At 74.2% G+C, this 23348-nt stretch carries 17 protein-coding genes; 8 read left to right on the top strand and 9 right to left on the bottom strand.

What is annotated here, in order from left to right; all coding sequences use genetic code 11:
* Positions 1-11: 11 nt before the first annotated feature.
* From KG103_RS12010 to rfbB, 3 genes are all read right to left on the bottom strand, one after another.
* Positions 12-932, bottom strand: a complete 921-nt coding sequence (locus tag KG103_RS12010) for an LCP family protein (RefSeq protein ID WP_207340933.1) — start codon at positions 930-932, stop codon at positions 12-14.
* A 594-nt stretch (positions 933-1526) separates the two neighbouring features.
* The gene (locus tag KG103_RS12005; RefSeq protein ID WP_249670572.1) at positions 1527-2762 is read right to left on the bottom strand and encodes an LCP family protein; all 1236 of its coding nucleotides are present in this window, start codon (positions 2760-2762) and stop codon (positions 1527-1529) included.
* 103 nt (positions 2763-2865) lie between these two features.
* Complete coding sequence (gene rfbB / locus KG103_RS12000) at positions 2866-3861, bottom strand: dTDP-glucose 4,6-dehydratase (protein WP_207340934.1); 996 nt, start codon at positions 3859-3861, stop codon at positions 2866-2868.
* 274 nt (positions 3862-4135) lie between these two features.
* Between rfbB and KG103_RS11995 the strand changes: the two genes are divergently transcribed.
* The 5 genes from KG103_RS11995 (at position 4136) to KG103_RS11975 (ending at position 12198) form a co-directional block, all read left to right on the top strand.
* A complete protein-coding gene (locus KG103_RS11995; protein WP_207340935.1) occupies positions 4136-5437 on the top strand; it encodes a class I SAM-dependent methyltransferase in 1302 nt (433 codons plus the stop codon).
* 156 nt (positions 5438-5593) lie between these two features.
* Positions 5594-6823 (top strand): ABC transporter ATP-binding protein, encoded by a 1230-nt coding sequence (locus KG103_RS11990; RefSeq protein WP_249670571.1) that lies wholly within the window; start codon positions 5594-5596, stop codon positions 6821-6823.
* A gap of 167 nt (positions 6824-6990) precedes the next feature.
* Positions 6991-9804: a peptidoglycan recognition protein family protein gene (locus tag KG103_RS11985; RefSeq protein WP_213319911.1), complete on the top strand. Its 2814-nt coding sequence runs from the start codon at positions 6991-6993 to the stop codon at positions 9802-9804.
* Positions 9805-9994: 190 nt separating this feature from the next.
* Positions 9995-10828: an ABC transporter permease gene (locus KG103_RS11980; RefSeq protein WP_207340937.1), complete on the top strand. Its 834-nt coding sequence runs from the start codon at positions 9995-9997 to the stop codon at positions 10826-10828.
* The gene (locus KG103_RS11975; protein WP_207340938.1) at positions 10828-12198 is read left to right on the top strand and encodes a glycosyltransferase family 4 protein; all 1371 of its coding nucleotides are present in this window, start codon (positions 10828-10830) and stop codon (positions 12196-12198) included. The genes KG103_RS11980 and KG103_RS11975 overlap by 1 nt, the downstream gene beginning before the upstream one ends.
* A gap of 60 nt (positions 12199-12258) precedes the next feature.
* Here the strand turns inward: KG103_RS11975 and KG103_RS11970 are convergent, their stop codons facing one another.
* The gene (locus KG103_RS11970) at positions 12259-13734 is read right to left on the bottom strand and encodes a glycosyltransferase (protein ID WP_207340939.1); all 1476 of its coding nucleotides are present in this window, start codon (positions 13732-13734) and stop codon (positions 12259-12261) included.
* On the bottom strand, positions 13731-14075 hold the full coding sequence (locus tag KG103_RS11965) for a hypothetical protein (protein WP_207340940.1): 345 nt from the start codon (positions 14073-14075) through the stop codon (positions 13731-13733). The genes KG103_RS11970 and KG103_RS11965 overlap by 4 nt, the downstream gene beginning before the upstream one ends.
* A gap of 66 nt (positions 14076-14141) precedes the next feature.
* Between KG103_RS11965 and KG103_RS11960 the strand changes: the two genes are divergently transcribed.
* Positions 14142-16679, top strand: a complete 2538-nt coding sequence (locus tag KG103_RS11960; protein WP_243656427.1) for a glycosyltransferase — start codon at positions 14142-14144, stop codon at positions 16677-16679.
* A 22-nt stretch (positions 16680-16701) separates the two neighbouring features.
* On the opposite strand, the gene KG103_RS11955 is transcribed toward KG103_RS11960, so the two are convergent.
* Genes KG103_RS11955 through KG103_RS11940 form a run of 4 tightly spaced genes read right to left on the bottom strand, consistent with a single transcriptional unit; the run spans position 16702 to position 21260 of the window.
* A complete protein-coding gene (locus KG103_RS11955) occupies positions 16702-17619 on the bottom strand; it encodes a glycosyltransferase family 2 protein (RefSeq protein ID WP_207340941.1) in 918 nt (305 codons plus the stop codon).
* On the bottom strand, positions 17612-18229 hold the full coding sequence (gene rfbC, locus KG103_RS11950; protein WP_207340942.1) for a dTDP-4-dehydrorhamnose 3,5-epimerase: 618 nt from the start codon (positions 18227-18229) through the stop codon (positions 17612-17614). Before rfbC ends, KG103_RS11955 begins: the two co-directional genes overlap by 8 nt.
* 59 nt (positions 18230-18288) lie before the next feature.
* A complete protein-coding gene (locus KG103_RS11945) occupies positions 18289-20646 on the bottom strand; it encodes a hypothetical protein (protein WP_207340943.1) in 2358 nt (785 codons plus the stop codon).
* A complete protein-coding gene (locus KG103_RS11940; protein ID WP_207340944.1) occupies positions 20643-21260 on the bottom strand; it encodes a hypothetical protein in 618 nt (205 codons plus the stop codon). Before KG103_RS11940 ends, KG103_RS11945 begins: the two co-directional genes overlap by 4 nt.
* Positions 21261-21452: 192 nt before the next feature.
* Between KG103_RS11940 and rfbD the strand changes: the two genes are divergently transcribed.
* Positions 21453-22301, top strand: a complete 849-nt coding sequence (rfbD, locus tag KG103_RS11935) for a dTDP-4-dehydrorhamnose reductase (protein WP_207340945.1) — start codon at positions 21453-21455, stop codon at positions 22299-22301.
* Positions 22302-22463: 162 nt separating this feature from the next.
* On the top strand, positions 22464-23348 hold the full coding sequence (locus KG103_RS11930) for a glycosyltransferase family 2 protein (protein ID WP_207340946.1): 885 nt from the start codon (positions 22464-22466) through the stop codon (positions 23346-23348).

Here is a 23348-nt window from a genome sequence, read left to right as displayed (position 1 = left end):
GTCGCGGCCGGTCAGGAGCCGGGCAGGCCGCCGACCTGGCCGGGCGGCAGCGTCCCGTCCCGCACCGCCGCGAAGAACGGTGGGGTCGCCTCGGGGTCGAGCAGCACGGTCGACCCGATGCCACCGGGGCGGTAGTCGACGTCGACGATGGGGGGTGTGCCTGTCAGGCCACCCTCGCCGTTGGCCGCCCGGAAGGCGAGCGCGAGGCGGGCGACGTCGAGGATCCCGGCCTCCTCGTCGAACGTCACGGCGTCCGTGCCGGCCCGCACCAGCGAGACCTGTGCACCGGGGCGCAGCAGGAGCGAGCCGGGACTCACCTCGCCCATGACCGCACCGATGAGCTGACGCTGACGCTGCGCGCGTCCGATGTCGCCGGACGGGTCGGCCTTGCGCATCCGCGCGAAGGCCAGCGCGCCCGCACCGTCGACGTCGTGGCAGCCCGCCGTCCAGACCATGCCGGAGTCGGGGTCGTCGACGTCACCGTCGTAGCAGAGGTTGACGCCACCGACGGCGTCGACCAGACCGGCCACCCCGCCCATGCCGATCTCCACGTAGTGGTCGACGGTCAGACCGGTGACGGCCTCGACGCTGCTGACGAGCAGGGGAGCGCCACCGAACGTGTAGGCGGCGTTGAGCTTGCCGGGGCCGTGGCCCGGGATGTCGACGTAGGTGTCCCGGGGCAGCGAGATGAGGGCCGTCGGCCCGTCCGCCGGGTCGTGCAGCACGAGGATCGTGTCGGTCCGCTGACCCTCGGTGCCGTCCTCGGCGATCCCGCCCTCGCCGCCGCGGGCGTCCGAGCCCGCCAGGAGGTAGGTCGTGCCGGGCGTCCCCGCCGCGCCCGAGAGCGCCGCGGTGTGCTGGATGCGGCCGTTCGCCCAGACCACGAGCCCGATCGTCCACCCGAGGACGACCACCAGGACGAGCGAGACCATGGTGAGCGCCAGCCGGGACCTGCGCGAGCCGCGGCTCGTGCGAGCGCCGCTCGGGGGAGCGGGAGGCCCGCCCGCAGGAGGCGCCGTGCGCTCGACAGGGGTGCGCGCCGCCGTGGCGCGGCCCGTCGTCCGTCGGGGTGCCGCCGGACGTGGGGCCCCCGTCGGACGCACCGCCGTCGGGCGGTCGGTCGTCGGGCGGCCGGTCGTCGAACGGTCGGTCGTCGAACGGTCGGCCGTCGGGCGGGCGGACGAGCCGGGGACGTCGGTCGCCCCGGGGCGGGCGCCGTCACGCGGCACGGGGTCACGGCGCACGGGCCGGGCCGGCGCCGCGGCCGCACCGGACGGGGCGAAGGACGCGGGACGTCGTGGGGGTGCGCCGGCACCGGACGCACCGGCGGGCGTGGGGCCCGCTGCGTCGCCGGCGGGCACCGACCGTCCGCCGGACCCGCGCGCCACGACCCGTGCCGGGGGTGCCGGCCGGGGTCGCGTCGGACCCACCGGGCGGGCACCCGCGGCGTCCGGGCGGGGGCGTTCGACCTCCGGGCGGATGACGGGCGGCTGGTCGTCCTTGCGTGGTCCCACGTCGCCCACCGCTCAGCAGGTAGCCGTCGAGATGTCCGCGGGCGAGATCGCATCCGTGCCGGGGGTGGGCGGCGCCGTCGGCTCCGCCGCCACCGGCGGCTCGGCCGCGGGCGGCGGGGTGGCCGTGTCGTCGGCCGGCGCGGTCGGCTCCGGTGCCGGGTCCGGCTCCCCGAGCATGGGGACGTCGGCGGCCATGTTCGCCCAGATGGCGTCGGCCTCGGCGGTCCACTCCACGCGGTTGCGGTCGCTGCGTGCGGGCGCCCACGGGACCGTCATGAGCTTGATGCTCTCACGGTCGATGCTCCGCAGGCTGAAGGCGAGGCCGGTCAGGTCGCCGAGCGACAGGTTCGTCGTGACCGACTGCGTCGCGGCGCTGAGGAACTGCGCGAGTTGACCGGCGTCCGTGAGGACGTTCTTGGAGAGCACCTCGTTGGCCACGCTCGCGATGAGCACCTGCTGGCGCCCGGCACGGGCGGTGTCCGAGCCGTCGAACCCGGTGCCGTGGCGCGCGCGGGCGTACTGCAGCGCCACCACCCCGTCCAGGCGGTGCACGCCGGCCGTGAGGTCGAGGCCCGTGTACTTGTCCTTCACGTCCTGCGGGATGCACATGTCGACGCCGCCGATGGCGTTGATCATGTTCTGGAAGCCCGCGAAGTCGACGATCACGACGTGGTCGATGGTCAGGCCGGTGTTGGCCTGGACGGTCGACACGGTGCAGGCGGCGGCCGAGTCGATGTCCCCGCCGCGGTCCCAGCCGAGGGCGAAGGCCGAGTTGAACATGGCGTTGCGCTGCGGCTTCGTCGTCGACCCGTTGGTCAGGGCGCACTCGGGGATGTCCACGAGCGAGTCGCGCGGGATGGACACCATCTCGATGCGGCTGCGGTCGGCCGAGATGTGGACGACGATCGTGGTGTCGGACCGCATGCCCTCCTCGGCGCCACCGATCGCCTCGTTCGCCCCGTCCCGCTGGTCCGAGCCGAGGACCAGGACGTTGACGGCGCGTCCTGCGGCGGCGTCGGCCGGGTCCGGCGCGACCGACGGTGTGGGGGCGGCCACCACCAGGTCGTCGAGGTCGAGCCCGTCGACGTTCGTCGTCAGCTTCGTCGCGAAGGCGGCACCGCCGGCGACGCCGAACACGAGCACCGTCGTGGCCGCCAGGGCGACGCCGCGCAGCACCCGGTGCGAGTGCTGGGAACGGGCGTGTCGCGGGGCGCGGGCGCGCCTCTGTGCGGCGTGGCGGGAGGTCACGTGGTGATCGTAGGGGAGTGCTCGGCGGGGGTGCGGGAGCGCGGGGTTCGGGCCCGGTGGAGAATCTGTGCAGATGGCGCCACCGGGCCGGTGGACCCCGGCGTCAGCGTCCCAGGACCGCGTACTTGGCCTCGGTCGCGTCCTTCTGCGGACGCCACCACGCCTCGTTCGCGCGGTACCAGTCGATCGTCGCCGCGAGGCCGTCGCGGAACGTGGTGTACCGCGGCTCCCAGCCGAGCTCGGTGCGCAGCTTGGTCGCGTCGATGGCGTACCGCAGGTCGTGCCCGGGGCGGTCGTTCACGTGGTCGTAGGCGTCGGCCGGCTGCCCCATCAGCTCGAGGATCAGCTCGATGACGGACTTGTTGTCCTTCTCGCCGTCGGCGCCGATGAGGTAGGTCTCGCCCAGGCGCCCGGCCTCGATGATCCGCCACACGGCCGAGTTGTGGTCCTCGACGTGGATCCAGTCGCGGACGTTCTCCCCGGTGCCGTAGAGCTTGGGGCGCACGCCGTCCAGGACGTTGGTGACCTGGCGCGGGATGAACTTCTCGACGTGCTGGTACGGCCCGTAGTTGTTGGAGCAGTTCGAGATCGTCGCGCGCACGCCGAAGCTGCGGGCCCAGGCGCGCACGAGCAGGTCGGACGACGCCTTGGTCGACGAGTACGGGCTCGACGGGTTGTACGGGGTGTCCGGCGTGAACTTCGCCGGGTCGTCCAGCTCGAGGTCGCCGTAGACCTCGTCGGTGGAGACGTGGTGGAAGCGCACGTCGTGACGCCGCACCGCCTCGAGCAGCTGGTAGGTGCCGATGACGTTGGTCCGGACGAAGGGCCACGGGTCGTGCAGCGAGTTGTCGTTGTGCGACTCGGCCGCGAAGTGGACCACGAGGTCGGACTCCTTGACCAGCGCGTCGACGACGTCGGGGTCGGCGATGTCGCCCTTGGCGAGCACCACCTTGTCGGCGACCGGCTCCAGGCTGCGCTCGTCCCCCGCGTACGTGAGCGCGTCGAGCACGGTGACGTGCACGTCCGGGCGCTCGCGGACGGTCTGGTGGACGAAGTTGGAGCCGATGAAACCGGCTCCGCCGGTGACGAGCATGCGCATGGTGAGGGTTCCTCCGGGTCGGTGGTCGAGGGCAAGCGTAGTTGTTGAGGCACGCGTCCCGGTGACGATCCGGGCGGACGGGGGCCGTCGCGGCGGTGCCGGTCGGGCCGGTGCCCTGTGGACCCCCGGGTCGTCGCTGGTACCGTTTCCGGTTGCGCACGCCGGGCGCGGCCACCCGAAGCCCGACGTGCCCCCCTGCCGCCTGCAGACACCGGCGGACCCGTTCGACGAACGACGACCGGCGGACCTGCCGTCGTCGGGCCAGGAGTGAGCGATGCTCGACCGTACGACCACGGCGCGCCTGCTGTACGCCGTTTCCCGGGGCGACGCAGGGCACGCGGAGCGTCTGCTCGGTGCGGCGCCGGACCTCGACGAGGACCTGCGTTCCGTGCTCGTCGGCCTGGTGCGCGACGGGAGCACGCCCGAGCGCACGGCCCGGGCCCTCGGGGACGCGCTCAACGACGTCGGTGCGGAGAAGGACGTCGTCAACGAGTGCTACCGGGCGGCCTTCTACCTCGGTGACCGCTGGGCCGAGCTCTCCGAGAACCCGCTCTACGCGTACTTCCTCGCCAACCGCGCCGGCGGCGTGCTGCACAAGTGGCCCCACTACTTCCCGATCTACCACCGGCACCTCGAGCGGTTCCGCGGGCGGCCCGTGCGGGTCCTCGAGATCGGCGTCTACCGCGGCGGCGGGCTCGCGATGTGGCGGCAGTACTTCGGGCCCGAGGCGGTCATCGTCGGGGCCGACATCGACGAGGCCGCGGCGCGCGCCACGGCGGGACGGTTCGTGGTCGAGCTGGGCGACCAGTCGGACCCCGCCTTCCTGCGGCGGCTGCACGAGCGCCACGGGCCGTTCGACGTCGTCATCGACGACGGCGGGCACACGATGGAGCAGCAGATCGTCACGGCGCAGACGCTGTTCCCGCTGATCAACGACGGCGGCGTGCTCCTCGTCGAGGACACCCACACGTCGTACTGGCCGGCGTTCGGCGGCGGGCTGGGGGCGGAGGGCTCGTTCACGACGTGGGCGACGCGCCGCGTCGACGACCTCAACGCCCAGCACCACCGCGACCTGGACCGGACCTCGGTCTGGGCGAACGAGCTCGGGGGCATGCACTTCTACGACTCGGTCGTCGTCTTCGACCGTGAGCGCCGTTTCCGCTCGTTCGACGAGGTGGCCGGCGGGTCGTCCTACATCCTGGCCGACCAGGTGTCCGAGCGGATCGCGGTCGAGTCGGCGGCGGAGCGGGAGCGCGTGCGCGAGGAGCTGGCGGTCGTCCGGGAGCGGTCGGAGCGGCTCGAGGCGCAGCTGCGCGACGCCGGGACCGCGACGCCGGGCGCCGCGGCCGACCCGGTGCTGGAGGAGAGGCTGCTCGCGGCGCGGGCGGAGCGCAGCGACCTGCTCAGCCGGCTGGAGTCGACCGAGCGCGCCGCCGCCGAGCGGGCCGCCGCCGTCGACGTGCTCACCGACCGGCTGGCCGCCACGGAGGAGAAGCTGCGGCTGCTCGAGCGCTCGGTGTCGTGGCGCGTGACCTCCCCGCTGCGTGCCGTCCGGCGCCGGACGGGGCGCCGTTAGCCTGGGTCGGGCCGTCGTCGCGGGCGCAGAACGTACGCTGGTGCGCGGTCGTCGGCCGACGGGCGCACGGCGGGAGCCGGCGTCCGGTGCGGGCGATCCGTCCGCACGGTCGCAGACGTCGCGTCGTGGCCCGCGGGCCGACACACAGGAGGATGAGTGAGCACGCCAGCAATCGAGGTCGAGGGGGTCTCGAAGCGGTTCCGGATCTACCACGAGCGGAACCAGTCCCTGAAGTCGGCGGTCATGCGCCGCCGGCGGGCGGACTTCGAGGAGTTCTGGGCGCTCGACGACGTGTCGTTCGAGATCCCGCAGGGGACGACGTTCGGTCTGATCGGTGACAACGGGTCCGGCAAGTCGACGCTGCTCAAGACGATGGCCAAGATCCTCCACCCGGACCGCGGCAGGATCCGGCTGGACGGCCGGGTGGCCGCGCTGCTGGAGGTCGGGTCGGGGTTCCATCCCGAGCTGTCCGGCCGGGACAACGTCCGCCTCAACGGGGCGATCCTCGGGATGTCCCGCGCGGAGATCGACCGGAAGTTCGACGCCATCGTCGACTTCGCCGGCGTCGAGCAGTTCATCGACCAGCCGGTGAAGAACTACTCGTCCGGGATGTACGTCCGGCTCGGCTTCGCCATCGCGATCAACGTCGACCCCGAGATCCTGCTCGTGGACGAGGTGCTGGCCGTCGGTGACGCCGCGTTCCAGGACAAGTGCGCCGAGAAGTTCGTCGACTTCAAGCGCGAGGGACGCACGGTCGTCGTCGTGAGCCACTCCCTGCCGTCGCTGCAGAACATGTGCGACGAGGTCGCGTGGCTCTCGCACGGCAAGCTCGTGGAGTCCGGGACGGCCTCGCCGATCCTCGACCGCTACCTGGAGTCCACCCGTGCCGACGCGCACGTCGACGCCGACGGTGCCAGCCACTGGGGGAGCGGCGAGGCGACCATCGACGCCGTCGAGCTGCTCACCGACGGTGAGCGCGTGGACCGGCCGCTGCACACCGGTGACGAGGTCACGGTCCGGGTGCACTACACCGCCCGCCAGCGCGTCGAGCGTCCCGTCTTCGGGCTGGCGATCTGGTCGAAGGGCGGCGTGCACCTGTGGGCGAACAACAGCCGGGACACGGACCGCCCCGTGGAGGCCATCGAGGGGCGGGGCGTGCGTGACTGCACCGTGCCGGCCCTGGCGCTCCAGAACGGGTCGTTCCGCGTCGACGCGGCCATCACCGACCCGACGACCACGCACGTCTACGACTACCTGCGCTCGGCCGCCGAGTTCAGCGTCGCGCGGCGCCCGGCGGAGGAGATGGGCGGGTTCGTCGCGCTGAACGGCGCCTGGGCCGACCCCGTCCCGACGGCACCGTCGACGACAGGCGCCTCGCAGGCCTGACGCGGACGGGTGTGCCACCGCTCCGGCGTGCGTGCTTGACCGGCCCCCTGTCGTGCTGCTCCACTTCACGGATGCGTGCAGCGGGGGCTTCAGCAGGACACGGACGTCGGCGGACGGGCGGCGGTGCGCTCACCGCCCTGGCGGTCGGGGGGACCGCCCTGGCACTGGTGCTCGGGGGTGGTCTGCCGGCCTCGGCCGGCACCGTCGGCGGCGGCGCCGTCCCCGCCGGCCCGGCGCCGGTCGTGGAGGCGGCGGGACCCGTGACCCCGTCCGGGTCCACGGCCGCGACCGTGGCGTCACCGACGCCGGTACCCCCGTCGGACCAGCCCCCGCCCACCGGGTCCCCGACGACCGAGTCCCCGACCACCGAGCCGGGGGACGTCACGGTCGACGAGGTCGCGGTCGCCGTCGCCGGAGCCGGGCAGACGGCGCTGCCGGCGGACGCCGCGTCCGATGCGGACATCGCCACGCGCGACGACGCGGCGCAGCGTCGGATCGTCAGCGAGGTCGTCGACGTCGAGGAGTACCACGCGCTCGGTGTCACGTGGGCGCCGGACGGGCCGGCGGGGCTCGAGGTGTCGGTGCGCACCGAGACCGACGGGCAGTGGGGCGAGTGGGTCGAGCTCGAGACCGACGACGCCGCACCGGACGCCGGGACCTCCGAGGCCGCGGCCGCGCAGACCCGCGCGGGGACCGGCTCCGTGTGGATCGGTGGGGCGACCCGCGCCCAGCTGGCGTTCGACACCGAGGCGCGGCAGGCGCAGGACCTGCGCGTGGCGCTGGTGACGTCGCCCCCCGAGCCGGTGTCGACGCCGTCGACCGCCTCGCGGGCGTCGTCCACCTCCGGTGCGTCGCTCGGTTCGGGTGCGTCAGGCGCCCGGGTCCTCGGGACGAGCGTGCCGGCGTCCGGTGCCGTGACCACCGCCGCCGTGGCCGCCGCCGCCACGGCGCCGGGCATCATCTCGCGTGCCGGCTGGGGTGCCGCCCCGCAGCGCTGCGAGTTCGACGTCGCGCCGACCCTGCTCGCCGCCGTGGTCCACCACACGGCCGGCCCCAACTCCTACCGCGACGTCTCCGAGGCCGCGGCCCAGATCCGCGCCGACCAGGCGTACCACCAGAACTCCCGCGGCTGGTGCGACATCGGCTACAACTACCTCGTCGACAAGTGGGGCAACGTCTACGAGGGACGCGCCGGGTCCGGCGACCGGCCCGTCATCGGCGTCCACGCCGGCGGCTTCAACACCTCGACGGTGGGCATCTCGATGCTCGGTGACTACAGCTCGAGCACGCCGCCCGCGGCCACGCAGGAGAGCGTCGCGCGGCTCATCGCCTGGCGCATGGCCGCCTACCACCGCGACCCCACGAGCACGGTCGGGTACACGACGCTCGGTGGTGAGAACTCGAGGTACGGGGCGGGGACGACGCTCGCGCTCCCGGTGGTCGTGTCGCACCGTGACCTCGCCTACACGGCGTGCCCCGGCCAGGCCGGGTACGCGACCCTCGGTGCGATCCGTCAGCGCTCCCGCGACCTCCTCGGTGCCGGCCTGGTGAACCCCGCCCTGTCGCGCAGCACGGTCCCGTACGGGTCGGGCCTGAGCGTCGTGGGGGGCGTCGTCTCCACCGTCGACTGGACGCTCACGGTCAACGACGAGCGCAGCGGCGCGACCGTCGCGCGCAGGATCGGCAGCACCGGGCCGTCCGGCGGGGGAGCGATCATCACCTGGGACGGGCGGTCGGACGCCGGGCAGTACCTCGGGGCGGGTCGCTACCGGCTGACCGTCACCGGGACGCAGGGCGGCACCGGCGCGACGGTCGTGCCGTGGAGCTCGACGTTCACGGTCGAGGGCAGCCAGGACCCCGCACCGGTCCCGGAGGTCCCGCTGGGCTCCCGCCTGGGCTTCGTGCCGGTCGCCCCGGCCCGGCTGGTCGATACCCGGCTCACGGGAGCCTCCCTGGGTCCGCACTCCCGCATGGACCTCACCGTCGCCGGTGTGGCGGGTGTCCCGGCCGACGCGCGCGCCGTGGCCATCAACGTCACCGCCGTCCACTCGCAGACCGTGACCCACCTGAGGGTCTGGCCCGCCGGCAGCGCCATGCCCGACACGTCGACCCTCAACACGGACGAGCGGCGGACCAGCGCGTCCGGCACGTTCGTCGGGGTCGGGGGTGACGGCAAGGTGAGCATCTACAACCACAGCGGCTCGACGCACGTCATCGTCGACATCACCGGCTACTTCACCGACGGTGCGAGCGGGGCCGGGTACGTGCCGCTCGACGCCGGTGTGCGGCTGCTCGACTCCCGGAGCGACGGCGGCCGGCTGACCTCGGCGGCCACCCGGCGCGTGCAGGTGGCGGGGCGCGAGGGGATCCCGTCGGACGCGAGCGCCGTCGTCATGAACCTCACGTCCGTGGGCCCGTCGGGCGTCGGCAACGTCGTCGCCTACCCGAGCGGCGGTGCGCGGCCGACGGTGTCGAGCGTCAACCACTACGTGGGTGACAACGTCAGCAACCGCCAGGTGATCCCGCTCGGTGCCGACGGCGCGGTCGACCTGGCTCTCCAGGGCGCGGCCGCCGACGTCGTGGTCGACGTGGTCGGGTGGTTCGGCCCCGGCGGCACCACCTACTACACGCCGCAGGTGCCCGCGCGCGCCGTCGACTCCCGCGGTGAGGGTGGCCCGCTCGGTGCCGGCGCCGTCCGGACGGTCGACCTGCGTCGCGCCGGCGTACCGGACGGGGCCCGGGCGGTCGCCGCGGTGCTCACCGCGACCCAGCAGACCGAGATGACCTTCCTGACGGCGTGGCGGCCGGGGCTGCCCAGGCCCCTGGCGTCGGACCTCAACACCGGCAACGGACGGGACCAGGCCAACCTGGTCGTCCCGGCGGTCTCCGCGGACGAGAGCATCCAGGTGTACAACGACCGGGGCACCACCCAGGTGATCGTCGACGTGCAGGGCTGGTTCGAGCCCCGCCCGCCCCGCTAGCCCCGCGCCCGCCCACCCGCACGAGCCGCCCGCACGAGCCGCCCGCGGCGGTGCGGGTGGCGGTGCGGGTGGCGGTGCGGGTGGCGGTGCGCGGGTGGACCGGTCGGGCCGCGGCCGGGCGGTATCGTGGTGCGCTGCCGCCGCTCCGCAGGCGCGTGCGGCGTCCCCATCCTTCTGGCACGGAGGTTCCGTGAGTCTGATCCCCGAAGTCCTCACCTCACGAGAGCTCCTCGTGAACCTCACGCTCCGCGAGGTCAAGGGGAAGTACAAGCGGACGGCGCTCGGGCAGCTGTGGTCGCTGCTGAACCCGCTGGCGCTGATGGTCGTCTACACGCTCGTGTTCTCGGTGATCATCAGGATCGACCCCGGTCCCGGCGACCCCAGCGGCATCGACATCTTCGCCATCTGGCTCATGTGCGCGCTGCTGCCGTGGAGCTTCTTCACCAACGTGGTCAACGGCGGCATGTCGGCCCTGGTCGGCAACGAGAACCTCATCAAGAAGGTGTACTTCCCGCGCTACGTGCTGATCGTCGCCAGCGCCCTGGCCAGCACCTACACGTGGACGATCGAGATGGCGGTGCTCGCCGTCGCCATCCTCCTCGTGGGCGGCAACGTCCTGCCGTACCTGCCGCTCGTGCTCCTGGCCATGGTCGTGCTCCTCGTGTTCTCCCTCGGGGTCGCGATGGCCATGTCGGTGGCCAACGCCTACTTCCGCGACACGCAGCACCTGATGTCGATCCTCTTCATGGTGTGGTTCTACCTGACGCCGATCCTGTACCCGGTCGCGGAGGTCCAGCGCCAGTCGGACCGCGTGGGGCCGGTCCTGGGTGACGTGACGATCGTCGACATCTACCGGCTCAACCCCATGGAGGGGTTCTCCGACGTGTTCCGGTCGCTCCTCTACGACAACCGGCTGCCCGCCTGGGGCTCGGTGCTCGAGTGCGTCGCCTGGGCGGTCGCGGCGTTCGCCGTCGGTGCGTGGGTCTTCCAGCGGCACCAGCGGCGGCTGGCCGAGGTCCTCTGATGGCGGTCGACGTCCCGGTGCGGCGGGTGCTCGTCGTCACGCTCGACACGATCGCCGACCAGATGGCCGGGCCCGCGATCCGGGCGTGGGAGATCGCGCGGCACGTCGCCGCGCAGGGGCACCACGTCCGGCTGGTGACCTTCGGCAGCTGCTCGCGCGTCTCGCCGGAGTTCGAGGTCGCGCGGGTCCGCGTCGAGGACTTCCGTGCCGAGGTCGAGGCCGCGGACGTGGTGGTCCTCCAGGGCTACGTCGCCGCGACCTTCCCGTGGCTGCAGCAGGCGGACGTCGTGCTGGTGGTCGACCTGTACGACCCGTTCCACATCGAGGGGCTGGAGGTCGAGCGGCACCGGCCGCTCGCGGCCCGGGACGCCGCGATGGCGAACGCCCTGCGGGAGCTCTCGGCGCAGGTGTCGCGGGGCGACGTCTTCCTGTGCGCCTCGAGCCGGCAGCGGGACCTGTGGATCGGGCACCTGGCGGCGGCCGGCCGTGTCAACCCCTTGACCTACGACGCGGACCCCACGCTGGCGAACCTCGTGCGCGTCGTGCCGTTCGGGATCTCGCCCGAGCCGCCGGTGGCGACCCGGCACGCCATCAAGGGCACCGTCCCCGGGATCGCCGAGGACGACCTGGTGGTGCTGTGGGGCGGCGGCGTCTACAACTGGTTCGACCCGCTGACGCTCGTGCACGCGATCGACCGGCTGCGTCACGTCGTCCCGAACGTGCGGCTGTACTTCCTCGGGATGCGGCACCCCAACCCCGACGTGCCCGAGATGCGGATGGCCTCCGAGCTCCGCGCGCTGGCGCGGCGGCTCGACCTGGTCGGCACGCACGTCTTCTTCAACGAGGAGTGGGTGGCGTACGAGGAGCGGGCCGACTATCTGCTCGACGCGGACGTCGGGGTGTCCTGCCACTTCCCCGGGATCGAGACCGAGTTCTCCTTCCGCACCCGCCTGCTGGACTACCTCTGGGCGGGGCTCCCCGTCGTCGCCACCGAGGGCGACGCGTTCGCCCCGCTCATCGACGCCGAGGGGCTGGGCCGGACGGTCCCGGCGCGTGACCCGCAGGCCCTGGCGGACGCGCTGGGTGCGCTCCTGGGCGACGAGGAGACCCGTCGGACGGCGCACCAGAACGTCGTGCGGGTCCGTGAGCGGTTCGAGTGGCCCGTGGTCCTCCCACCGGTCGTCGACGTCTGCTCGCACCCGGCACGCGCCGCGGACGCGGAGCGGATGGGGCACGAGGCGGCCCCGCCGGCCGCTCGACGCGTCTGGGGTCCGGGTGACCTCGGCTCCCTCGTGCGGCACCTGCGGCACGCGGGCGTGCGTCACACCTACCGCAAGGTCCTGAACCGGCTGCGGCGACCGGTCGCCTGAGCCGCCGGTACCCGCGGCGCACCGCGTGCGCCGGCCTCTCCGGGCCGGCGCACGCGGCCGTCACCAGCCGGTGCGGTACTGCAGGTGCGGGTCGGACCGCATGACGGGGAACCACCGGGCGGCGAGCGTCCGCACCTCCCAGTCCTCGAGGCGGTGACCCCGCGTCGACGACTCGTAGTGGTGCAGCACCGCGAACGGTGCCGTCACCACCGCGCGGCCCGTCAGCCGCACCTTGTAGCAGTAGTCGACGTCGTTGAAGTTGAGCGGCAGCGCCGGGTCGAACCCGCCCACCTCGACGAAGACGTCACGCGGGGTCAGCAGGCAGGCGCCGGTCACCGCGGCCCAGTCCGTGTCGAGGACCTTCGCCCCGAACGCACCGTCGTCGTCGACCTCCGAGCCGAGCGCGTGGATCGGGAACAGCTCGTCGTCGACGGTGATGCCCACGTGCTGGACCGTGCCCTCGGCGAACAGCAGCTTGGCTCCCACCACGCCGACGGACGGGTCGGCGGCCACCGACACCATGCGCTCCAGCCAGCGGGGCTCCACGACCTCGGTGTCGTCGTTGAGCAACAGCAGGAGCTCACCGCGCGCCGCGCCCGCCCCGTGGTTGACGGACGTCGAGAAGTTGAACGCACCAGGGACCGGGGCGTGGACCAGCCGGTCCCCGAGGTCGGCGCGCAGACCCGCGACGACCGCCTCGGGCGTCCCCTCGCTGGTGACCAGCACGACCTCCCACCGGTCGTACGTCGTGCGGTCGCGCACCGAGCGCAGGCAGCGCTCCACGAGCAGCACGTCCTCGTCGCCGAGCCGTCGCCGGCCGCCCGCGGTGGGCACGACGATCGACACCAGCGGCGGCTCGGTGACGTCGAGCCACGTGCGCGTCCCGCCGGCGGGCGCGTCCTCCACGCGGCCGTGGCGTCCGGTGCGCTCGAGCCGGCCCTCGACGGCGGCCCGGTCCGCGGCGGGGTCGCGTCGCGGCGCGTGGGCGCGGGTGAGGGCGACGGCAGGGACGTGGGCGACCGCGTCCGTGAACTCGGTGACGCGCAGCACGGCGTCGTACTCCTGGGCGCCCTCGGGGCCGTCGAAGCCCCCGGCGCGCTCGAGCACCTGCGCCCGGTGGAACGCCAGGCGGCCGACGTAGGGCAGGGACTCGTCGAGGCGCGGCAGGTGGTCGGGCTTCATGCGGATGCCCGACCCGTCGGGCGACGGCCACTGCTCGTCCGTGTAGACGAGGTCGGTGGCCGGTCGCGCCGCGAGGAGCATCCGCACCGCCGCCAGGGCGCCCGGCTCGAGCTCGTCACCCGCGCCCACGACCGCCACGTAGGTGCCGCGCGCGGCGCGACGGGCCGCCTCCAGCGGCGTGAGGCCGGCCAGGGGCACGACACGCACGCGGTCGTCGGCCGGCTCCGCGTCGCCCGCGACCACGACCTCCCAGCCCTCGTCGTCCTGGCGGTGCACCGAGGCGAGCGTCCGCTCGAGCGCTGCGGCGTCGTGCCCGGCGTCGACGAGCAGGGACAGCAGGAGGGGCGCGCTCATCGGTGCAGCAGGTCGCGCACGACGCGACGCGCGCGCGACGACGCCTTCTCGGCGAGCGGGCGCCGCAGCAGGGCGATCTCTGCCCGTGCCCGTTCCAGCTGGGCCGCGAGCTCACCGGTGCGGGCCAGCTGCTCGCGCAGGAGCCCGTCCCGGACGAGCACCGCCTCGGTGAGCACGTGGCGGGCCGCCGTGGCGGCTGCCAGGCGGTCCTCCAGCGCCGCGATCGCCTCGAGCGTGGCCGTCGGGCCGTGCGTGCGCCGCAGGGTCTCGTCGTTGTCGTGGAGCATGTCGTGCCAGGCGGCGCGCACCTCGACGTGCGTGCCGGCCTCCTCGCTGTGCATGCGTGGAGGTTACTCCACCAGCCGGACCACATCGGATGACCCCTTCGGCTGACCTAGCATGGCCGCATGCGAGTGGTACTGGTGTCAGCGCACTACCCGCCGAACTTCACCAGTGGGGGAACACTCGTCCCGCAGCGGATGGCTCGCGGGCTCGTGGAGCTCGGGCACGACGTGACGGTGTACGCCGGTCACCTGGACGCGTCGGTGGAACCTCTGACGACGTGGGAGGAGACCGACCCGTACGGGGTGCGCGTGCGCTGGGTCTCGACGACCCCGTGGACGGCCTGGTCGGACGAGCGGAACTTCGACAACCCCGACGTGGCGGCCGACTTCGCGGCGTGGGTGCTCGAGGAGCGGCCCGACGTCGTGCACCTGCACTCGCTGCAGACGCTCGGCGGGGGACTGGTCCCGGCCGCGCGCGCGTCGGGCGCCGCGGTCGTGGTCACCATGCACGACTTCTGGTGGACGTGCGCACGCCAGTTCCTGGTGGACCAGGAGATGCGTCCGTGCTCCCTGGTCGTCGACTGCGGCTCGTGCGCGTGCCAGGTCGACCACGCGTGGCTGCTGCGCCGCAACCGGCGGCTCGCGGAGCAGCTGGCGGCCGCGGACCTGGTCCTGGCGCCGTCGGAGTCCGCCGCCCGGGTCATGGCGGCCAACGGCGTGGACCCCGCCCGTCTGCGGGTCGACGAGAACGGCGTGCCCGACGCACGGCCCGCCGGCGCCCCGGTCGGACGCTCCGAGCGGGCCGCGGACGGCACCGTGCGCTTCATGTTCGCGGGCGGCGAGGACCCCATGAAGGGTCTGCCGGTCCTGCTCGACGCGCTGCCCGCCGTCCGGCCCGCGGGCCGGTGGTCCGTCGACCTGTACAACGTCGAGCGGAACGTCGCCCACCCGCAGGCGCACCCGCGGCCCGCGTACGCGCCCGACGACCTCTCCGACGTGCTGGCGGCGCACGACGTGCTCGTCCTGCCGTCGGTCATGCGCGAGTCGCACTCGATCCTCACCCGCGAGGCGCTGGGTGCCGGCCTGGCCGTCATCTGCTCGGACTCCCTCGGCCCCGAGGAGGCGGTCACCGAGGGGGTCAACGGCCTCGTCGTGCCCGCGGGGGACGCCGCCGCGCTGGCGGCGGCGATGACCCGTGTGGTCGACGACCCCGCCCTGCTGGCCGGCATGCGAGCGCACGCGGTCGAGTTCCGCGCGCGCACCGTCGAGGACCAGGTCGCCGGCCTCGACGCGATGTACTCCGAGCTGCTGGGTGCGCAGGACGACGCCGCACGGCTCCGGACGTCGCAGCGGGAGCTCGAGGAGGTCGAGGACGACCTGCTGGGCCGCGTCCTGTTCGTCGTCGGCATCGGCGGTGCGCCCCTGCGGTACCGCGCCCAGCTCCCCGCCGAGGCGCTCGCGTCGCTCGGTGTCGACGCGGTCGTGCGCCACTACCGGGACCCGGAGATCCTGTCGCTCGCCGACGAGGTGGACGCTGTCGTGCTGTACCGGGTGCCGGCCACGCACGAGGTCGCCTCGTTCGTCGAGCGGGTCCGGGCGCGGGACCGCGCCGTCCCGGTGCTCTTCGACATCGACGACCTCATCGTGGACCCGGGGCTGCGCGGGCAGGTGCACGGCCTCGACGGACTGACCGCGGACGAGCTGGACCTGTGGTGGCGCGGTGTCGCGCGGTACCGCACGACGCTCGAGATGTGCGACGGGTACATCGGCAGCACCAACGAGCTCTGCGCCCGGGTGGGTGCCCTCACGGGTATGCCGACCTACCGGTTCGCCAACGGCGTCGGCGCGGTGCTCGGCCGCATCTCGGAGCGGGCGATGAGCGCGCCCCGCACGCCGGGGCCGCTGCGGATCGGGTACTTCAGCGGGACGACGACCCACGACGCGGACTGGGCGCTGGTGGAGCCGGCGGTCGCCCGCGTCCTGGCACGCCACCCCGACGTCGAGCTGTGGCTCGGCGGGCACCTGCGCACGGGGGACGCGCTGGCGGGCCTGGGGGACAGGGTCCGGCGGTTCCCGATGATGGCGTGGACCGAGCTGCCCACCCGGCTGCGCCAGCTCGACGTGAACCTCGCCCCCCTGGTGCCGGACAGCGTCTTCAACGAGGCGAAGTCGGCGATCAAGTGGCTGGAGGCGGCGCTCGTCGCGACACCGACCGTCGCGTCGCCGACCGAGCCCTTCCGCGAGGCGATCGAGGACGGGGTCACCGGCCTGCTGGCCGTGGGCGTCGACGACTGGGAGAAGGCACTCGAGGCGCTGCTCACCGACGACGCGTACCGCGAGCGGATGGGGGCCCGCGCGCGGCGTGCCGCGCTGCTGCGCTGGGCCCCGTCCCTCCAGGGACGGGTGTACCGGCGGATCCTGCGGGACGCCCTGGAGCACAACGTCGTCGCGGGCGGTCCCCGGGTCAGCGCGTGGGAGCCCGTGCTCGACCACGAGCCCTGGGAGCCGGCGGCCCACGTGTGGGTCGACGCGTACCCCCCGCGCGGCGACGAGGTGGTGCACCACCACCCGCTGCGTCTCAAGGCGATGGCCGCGCGCCGGGTCCTGGCCCAGCAGGGCGTGGGCGGCCTGGCCCGGGCCGCGTGGCGCCGGCTGCGGTGAGCCGGCGCCACGCGGCGACGCCTCAGCGCAGCGGACCCGTCCGGCCCCGCACGCCGTCGAGCGCGCCGCGCAGCATCAGCGGCACGCGCCGGCGTCGCGGTGCGACGGCGACGACGTAGTACCCGACGTACTTCAGCAGCCACCAGAGGTACCCCACGCGCCAGGCCGGGGGCAGCAGGGGCGAGCGCACCAGCAGCACCGTGTTGCGGACCATGTAGTAGTTGCGCGTCACCGACTGCACGTGCACGGTGCGGCCGCGTCCCGGCACGGTGCGCGGCGACTCCCCGAGCTCGTGCTGCAGCTCGGCACCGACGACGGCCAGCAGCTGCCAACCGGCGGCGCGGGCGCGCACGCCCCACTCCAGGTCGACGTGGTCGATGAAGAAGTCGTCGCGCATCGGCCCGACCGCGTCGAGCGCCCGCACGTCGACCAGGCACCCGGACGCGATGAGGAACGCGGCCGGCACGCGGGCGCCCTCGACGTCGGGCAGGTCCACGCGCCGCGGACCCCACCGGCGCGCCGCGTACACGAAGGGCGGCTCACCGTCCCGCGCGTCGCGTGCCACCGCCCCGACGGCCGCCACGGGACGACCGTCGTCGGCCGGGGTGGCGGAGGCCGCGAGGAGCCGGCGCACCATGTCGGGGGCGGGCACGGAGTCCTGGTCCAGCAGCAGCACGTGCGTCGCACCGAGGGCGCGTGCACGGTCGCAACCCCGGTTCTGGGCGGTGGCGATGCCGAGGTTCGTGCCGAGCTCGACCGTCTGCGCACCGACGTGCGCGGCCGCCGCGCGCACGGCTGCCAGGGTGTCGGGGCCCGAGCCGTTGTCGACCACGACCACGGCGTCCACCTGCGGCGCGGTCGCCGTGAGCAGCGCGCTCAGCGCGGCGGGGTCCGGGTGGTACGTGACGACGACCGCGACGACGTGGGCGCCCTCAGGCATCGAGGGTCGCGAGGAACGCCTGCACCTCGTCGTAGCCGGGCAGGATGCCCTGCTGCCGTGCCTCGTCGAGCGTCGGCGCCTCGGCGTCCTTCGGGGACAGCTGCGGCGTCAGCGGGCTGCCGTCGCGGCCGGTGGTCGGCCACTCGATGCCGATGGCCGGGTCCAGGGGGTGCACGCCGTGCTCGCGGCCGGGCGCGTACGGCGCCGAGCACAGGTAGACCACCGTCGAGCCGTCCTCCAGCGACATGAACGCGTGACCCAGGCCCTCGGGCAGGTAGATGACGCGGCGGTCGACGTCGTCCAGGAGGACGGTGTCCCACTGGCCGTACGTGGGGGAGCCGACGCGGATGTCGACGACCACGTCCAGGACCGCGCCCTTGACGCAGGTCACGTACTTGGCCTGCGACGGCGGCACCTCGGCGAAGTGGATGCCGCGCAGCACCCCGGCGGCCGACACGGACGCGTTCGCCTGGGCGAGGTTCAGCCGGTGTCCCACCGCCTCCTCGAAGGAGGCCTCCGTGAACCACTCGAGGAACGCGCCGCGCGCGTCCCCGTGCTGGCGGGGGGTCAGCTCCAGGGCACCGGGCACTCGCAACTCTCGGACCTGCATCACATCTCCTTGCTCGGACGGGGGCACCAGGCTACGGGAGCGCGGGGCGCCGCCGGGGCTCAGGGTGTGTCGACGGCCCGGCACGTCAGCGACGTCGGCGGGCCGCCGTGGCTGTCCAGCACGCTCACGCACACCTCGTGCCGTCCCGGGGTCGCGGGCGCCGTCACCTGGTAGCCGTGCCTGGTCCCGACCCCGAAGCCGGCGAGGTCGGGGCGCTCGCGGTCGGCCTGCACCGCCGTCACCGCGCCGTCCACCGTCAGGTGCACGGTGACGGGGCCCACGGTGTCGTGGTCGAGCGCCCAGCCCGTCGCCGTCACCGACCCGGCGGCCGTGGTCAGCGCGTCCACGAAGCCGACCGGCGGACGGCTGTCGGCGAGCACGGTGACCGTGCGGCACCCGAGCAGCGGGTTGTTGCCCGGTGTGCTGTTGATCGCGTAGAGGCAGACGTCGTGGCGCCCGGGCGGCACCGCGAGCGAGCCGACGAACCCGTGGGCCGCACCCAGCCCGAACGGGGCCACGAGGTCGGGCCGGTCACGGTCGGCCGTGAGCGCGGCGCCGGTGCCCCCGGCGTACACGTGGACGGGGATCGAGGCGGACGTGTCCGGGTCGATCGCCCAGCCCCGCACGGTCACCGAACCGGGACCGGGGGTGACGAAGTCGATGAAGCCGACCGGGTCGCGGTTGACGACGGTGACGGTGCGGCACCCCAGCGACCTGTTCGGCCCCGGCGTGGCGTTGATGGCGTAGACGCACACCTCCTGGCGTCCCGCGGCGGCGGGCAGCGTCACCGAGAACCCGTGGTCGGGCCCCTTGCCGAACCCGGCGAGGTCGGGCCGGGGGGCGTCGGCCCGCACCGCGTGGCCCGCCGAGCCCACGTACACGTGGACGTCGATGGGGGCGGAGGTGTCCGGGTCGATCGCCCAGCCCTTGACCGTGACGTCCGACGCCGACGCGGTGACCGAGTCGAGGAAGCCGGTCGGCAGGTTGTTGGTCACCGTCACGGTGCGGCACCCCAGGTCCGCGTCACGTCCCGGGGCGCTCTTGTGGGCGGTCACGCACACGCGGTGCGTCCCGACGGCGGCGGGTACGCGCACGGAGAACCCGTGGTGGGCGCCCGTGCCGAAGACGGCGTCGACGTCGGGCCGGTGCACGTCCGCGCGCGCCTCGGTCGCCACCCCGTCGACCGTCACCGTGAGCGGCACCGCGGTGCCGGTGGCGTCCGGGTCGAAGACCCAGCCCCTGGCGGTGAGCGACTCGGCGTCCGCGGACAGGTCGTCGAACATGCCCGTCAGCGGGCTCGGCACGACGACGTCGCGGCACCCGAGCTGGGTGTTCGAGGAGATCCCGTCGGAGTCGATGGCCCACACGCAGACCCGCTGCGGCCCGGGCTGGGCCCGCATGGTCGTCGAGTAGCCGTGGCGCTCGCCCTTGCCGAAGACGGCGTCGACATCCGGCCTCGGCAGGTCCGCGACGAAGGCCTGCGACGCCGGACCCACGTACATGTGCACCTGGACGGGGTCGCGCGTGTCGGGGTCGAGCGCCCACCCGGTCGCGGTGACGTCCTGCCCGTCGACCGTGACGGAGTCGAGGAAGCCGAACGGGGCCTCACCGGTGGGCGAGCCGAACCAGTCGACGAAGTAGCTGTAGAAGTTGCGGTTGCCGTACGACGAGCACGCGTCGCCGGTGCCGTAGCCCGCCGCCAGCGCGGCGGCGTTCGGCTGGTAGGGCGTGTAGTTGTACAGGCCCGCCGTCGCCTGGTTGCGGATGAGCACCGGGGACGTGCCGCACGCGGCGTTCGGGTGGTACCGGACGTTGTTGACCAGACCGGCGCGGTGGGCGTACCGGGTGGGGTTGGCGGCGTAGTTCCGGAACTGGGACGCCGCCGAGTACACCTGGTTGAAGAACCCGTAGTACTGCGTGTCACACGCCGCGGTGTCCGGGCAGCCGTACCCCATCGCCTTCTGGTACGTGGCCGGCGGGCGGCCGGCGCGGGCGGTCACCAGACCCTGCTCCTTCTGCAGCGTCACGAGCAGGACCTGCGGGTTGATGCCGCAGGCCGCGGCGACCTTGGTGATGATCGCGGCGGCGCTCTCCCCGGCGGCGCCGCTGTAGGCCGCACAGCGGGCGGTCGCCGCGCGCGACGAGGTCGACTCGGTGTAGCTGCGCAGGCACGTGCTGCCCGCCGCGGGCACGCAGTCCGCGCCCTTCTGGTCGAGGAACCGCTGCACGTCGGCCTGCGACATGCTGCCGGCGGCCCAGAAGACCTCGTCGCTGATGATGTACCCGGGGTCGAACCGCGACAGGTCCGCCGCGGCGGCCGGCGCCGCCGGCCCCACCACGACGCCTCCGACACCCACGACGGCCACCAGGGCCCCCAGGGCGACGGCCAGCAGCGCGCGCAGCACGGGCCGGCTCATGCCGGCACCTCGAGCGTGGTCGGCTCGGCAGCGCCCTCGTGCGCCCCCGACACGTACCGGAGCGTCACCGTCCACGCCCCGGCGGTCAGCTGCGCGGCGGGCACGTCGATGCTGCAGGACGTCGTCGCCACGTCGGGGACCGCCGGTGCCTCGACCACCACGTCGGCGGTGCCGGGCCGCGTGAGCGTGGCGCGGCACGTACCGCCGCTCTCGACGGTCTCGGCGTACCCGGACACCACGGCGCGGTCGCCCGCCCAGGCGGCGATGGTGAGCACGACCGGCACCGTGCCGGTGCCGGGGTCCGCCCCGGCGTCCGGGCCGTCCGCCGTGCCGTCACCCGTCCCCGCGTCGGCGCCGCCCGCCTCGGGGTCCGTGCCCGCGGGGTCGTCCGCGCCGGGGGTCGTGCCCGCAGCGGGCTCGTCGCCCGCCGACGGGGAGGCGCTGGTGGACGCCGTGGGGACCGGGGTGGCGGCGCCGTCGCCGGGGGTCCCGGTCGAGCACCCGGTGGTCGCCGCGAGCGTGCCGACGAGGAGCAGGGCGGCGAACGCGTGGGCGCGGCGGCCGGTGGCGGCCCGGCCCGGCGCCCACCCCGGTGTCGAGGGCGTGCGAGGCATGCGGCAGGTCTCCGATCGAGGGGCGCGGTCCTGCGCACGCTAACCTCTGAGCCTGAGAAGCCGGACCCGTCCTCGGGCGTGTCGCCACGGCCGCCCGGATCGTCCGCATATGTGCCGCGGCGAGCCCGGTGGTGCAGCGGGCGGTGCCACCGCGGAGCGTCCGGGAGGCGGTGGTGGAAGGGGTTGCGCAGCGTGAGGTGGCTGGTCGTCGGGGCGAACGGGATGCTGGGCACCGACCTCGTGGAGGTGGTCTCGCGCGCCGGTCACGACGTCGTCGCGTCGGACCGCGACGAGCTCGACATCACGCATCCGGAGCGCACGCCCGAGCTGTTCGACGGCGTCGACGTCGTCGTGAACTGTGCCGCGTGGACGGCCGTCGATGCCGCGGAGGAGCAGGAGGGTGCCGCGTTCACGCTCAACGGCACGGCGCCCGGGCTCCTGGCCCGCGAGTGCCGCCGTGTCGGGGCGCGGCTCGTCCAAATCTCCACGGACTACGTCTTCGCCGGCGACGCCGACCAGCCGTACGCCGAGGACGCCCCGATGCGTCCCGTGTCCGCCTACGGCCGCACCAAGGCGGCCGGCGAGTGGGCGGTCCGGGCCGAGACCCCCGACCACCTGGTGATCCGCACGGCCTGGCTCTACGGCGCCCACGGCGCGTGCTTCCCGCGCACGATCGCGCGTGCGGCGGCGGAGCGCGGCGGCCTCGACGTCATCGACGACCAGGTCGGGCAGCCGACGTGGACCGTGGACCTCGCGGGTCTCGTGCTGCGCCTCGTCGAGGCCGGGGTGCCCTCCGGCACCTACCACGGCACGTCGCAGGGCAGCACGTCGTGGTGGGGCTTCGCGCGCACCGTCGTCGGGTCCGCGGGGCTCGACCCGCAGATCGTGCGCCCCACGACCAGCGAGGCCTTCGTCCGGCCGGCGCCCCGCCCGGCGTACTCGGTGCTCGGTCACGACGCGCTGCGCCGCGTCGGCGTCGAGCCGATCGGCGACTGGGCCGAGCGCTGGGAGCAGGCCGCGGCCTCGGTGCTCGCCGGCTGAGGGCCGACCGCGGCGCGACCGCTGCTAGATTGTCCCGGTCGTCCGTCGCGGCCCGTCACCCACGACGGCACCCGCCGGTGAGCCGTCCGCACACGTGACCGGCTCCCTGCCGCGTCCGACGCGCCGGATCACCCCGCCCGGAAGAAGGTGCACACGCACGCCATGACGATCGACATCCTCCTGCCGTACTGGGGGCCGCCGGCGTACCTGTACGAGGCCGTCGACAGCGTGCGTGCGCAGACCGAGCAGGACTGGCGGCTCGTCGTCGTCGACGACTGCTACCCCGACCCGGCCGTCGCGCAGTGGTTCGCCGCCCTCGACGACCCCCGTGTCGAGTACCACCGCAACGAGACGAACCAGGGCATCACGGAGAACTACCGGCGGTGCCTGGCGCACGCCCGGGCCGACTGGGTGGTCTTCCTGGGGTGCGACGACGTGATGCACCCGAACTACCTCGCCGTGGTCGGTGACGCCGTGGCCGCCCACCCCGAGGTCGCGGTGGTCCAGCCGGGTGTCCGCGTGATCGACGCCGACGGGCGACCGGTGCGCCCGCTGGTCGACCGGGTCAAGCAGGAGGTCGTGCGACCGCGGGCGCACGGGGCCACCGTGCTGCGCGGTGAGCGCCTGGCCGCCAACCTGCTGACGGGGGACTGGCTGTACTGGCCGTCGCTGCTCATCTCGCGCCGGTCGCTCGAGATCGGGTTCCGCGAGGGATTCCCGATGATCCAGGACCTCGCGATCGTCATGGACATCGTCTTCGACGGCGGCGCGCTGCTGTACGTCCCCACGGAGTGCTTCTCCTACCGCCGCCACCGCTCGAGCGCCTCGGCGTCGGGCGCCTTCGACGGTTCGCGGTTCGTCGACGAGGCGCGCTACTTCGAGGTCGCCGCCGATCGCGCCGCCGCGCTCGGGTGGCGTCGCGCCGAGGCGGCGGCGCGGGCACGTCTGACGTCGCGCGCGCACGCCCTGACGCTCCTGCCGGGGATCGCCGCCAGCCGCAACTGGCCGGCGGCGCGCGTCCTCGCGCGGCACGCGCTCGGTCGCTGA

Source organism: Cellulomonas wangleii (assembly GCF_018388445.1).
Lineage (GTDB): Bacteria > Actinomycetota > Actinomycetes > Actinomycetales > Cellulomonadaceae > Cellulomonas > Cellulomonas wangleii.
This window is presented reverse-complemented; position numbering and strand designations above follow the sequence as displayed.

Excerpts from the sequence above, each read along its gene's own strand:
- KG103_RS12010 (WP_207340933.1), bottom strand. The coding sequence starts at position 932 with ATGGTCTCGCTCGTCCTGGTGGTCGTCCTCGGGTGGACGATCGGGCTC.
- rfbB (WP_207340934.1), bottom strand. The coding sequence starts at position 3,861 with ATGCGCATGCTCGTCACCGGCGGAGCCGGTTTCATCGGCTCCAACTTC.
- KG103_RS11995 (WP_207340935.1), top strand. The coding sequence starts at position 4,136 with ATGCTCGACCGTACGACCACGGCGCGCCTGCTGTACGCCGTTTCCCGG.
- KG103_RS11975 (WP_207340938.1), top strand. The coding sequence starts at position 10,828 with ATGGCGGTCGACGTCCCGGTGCGGCGGGTGCTCGTCGTCACGCTCGAC.
- KG103_RS11970 (WP_207340939.1), bottom strand. The coding sequence starts at position 13,734 with ATGAGCGCGCCCCTCCTGCTGTCCCTGCTCGTCGACGCCGGGCACGAC.
- KG103_RS11965 (WP_207340940.1), bottom strand. The coding sequence starts at position 14,075 with ATGCACAGCGAGGAGGCCGGCACGCACGTCGAGGTGCGCGCCGCCTGG.
- KG103_RS11960 (WP_243656427.1), top strand. The coding sequence starts at position 14,142 with ATGCGAGTGGTACTGGTGTCAGCGCACTACCCGCCGAACTTCACCAGT.
- KG103_RS11955 (WP_207340941.1), bottom strand. The coding sequence starts at position 17,619 with ATGCCTGAGGGCGCCCACGTCGTCGCGGTCGTCGTCACGTACCACCCG.
- rfbC (WP_207340942.1), bottom strand. The coding sequence starts at position 18,229 with ATGCAGGTCCGAGAGTTGCGAGTGCCCGGTGCCCTGGAGCTGACCCCC.
- KG103_RS11945 (WP_207340943.1), bottom strand. The coding sequence starts at position 20,646 with ATGAGCCGGCCCGTGCTGCGCGCGCTGCTGGCCGTCGCCCTGGGGGCC.
- KG103_RS11940 (WP_207340944.1), bottom strand. The coding sequence starts at position 21,260 with ATGCCTCGCACGCCCTCGACACCGGGGTGGGCGCCGGGCCGGGCCGCC.
- KG103_RS11930 (WP_207340946.1), top strand. The coding sequence starts at position 22,464 with ATGACGATCGACATCCTCCTGCCGTACTGGGGGCCGCCGGCGTACCTG.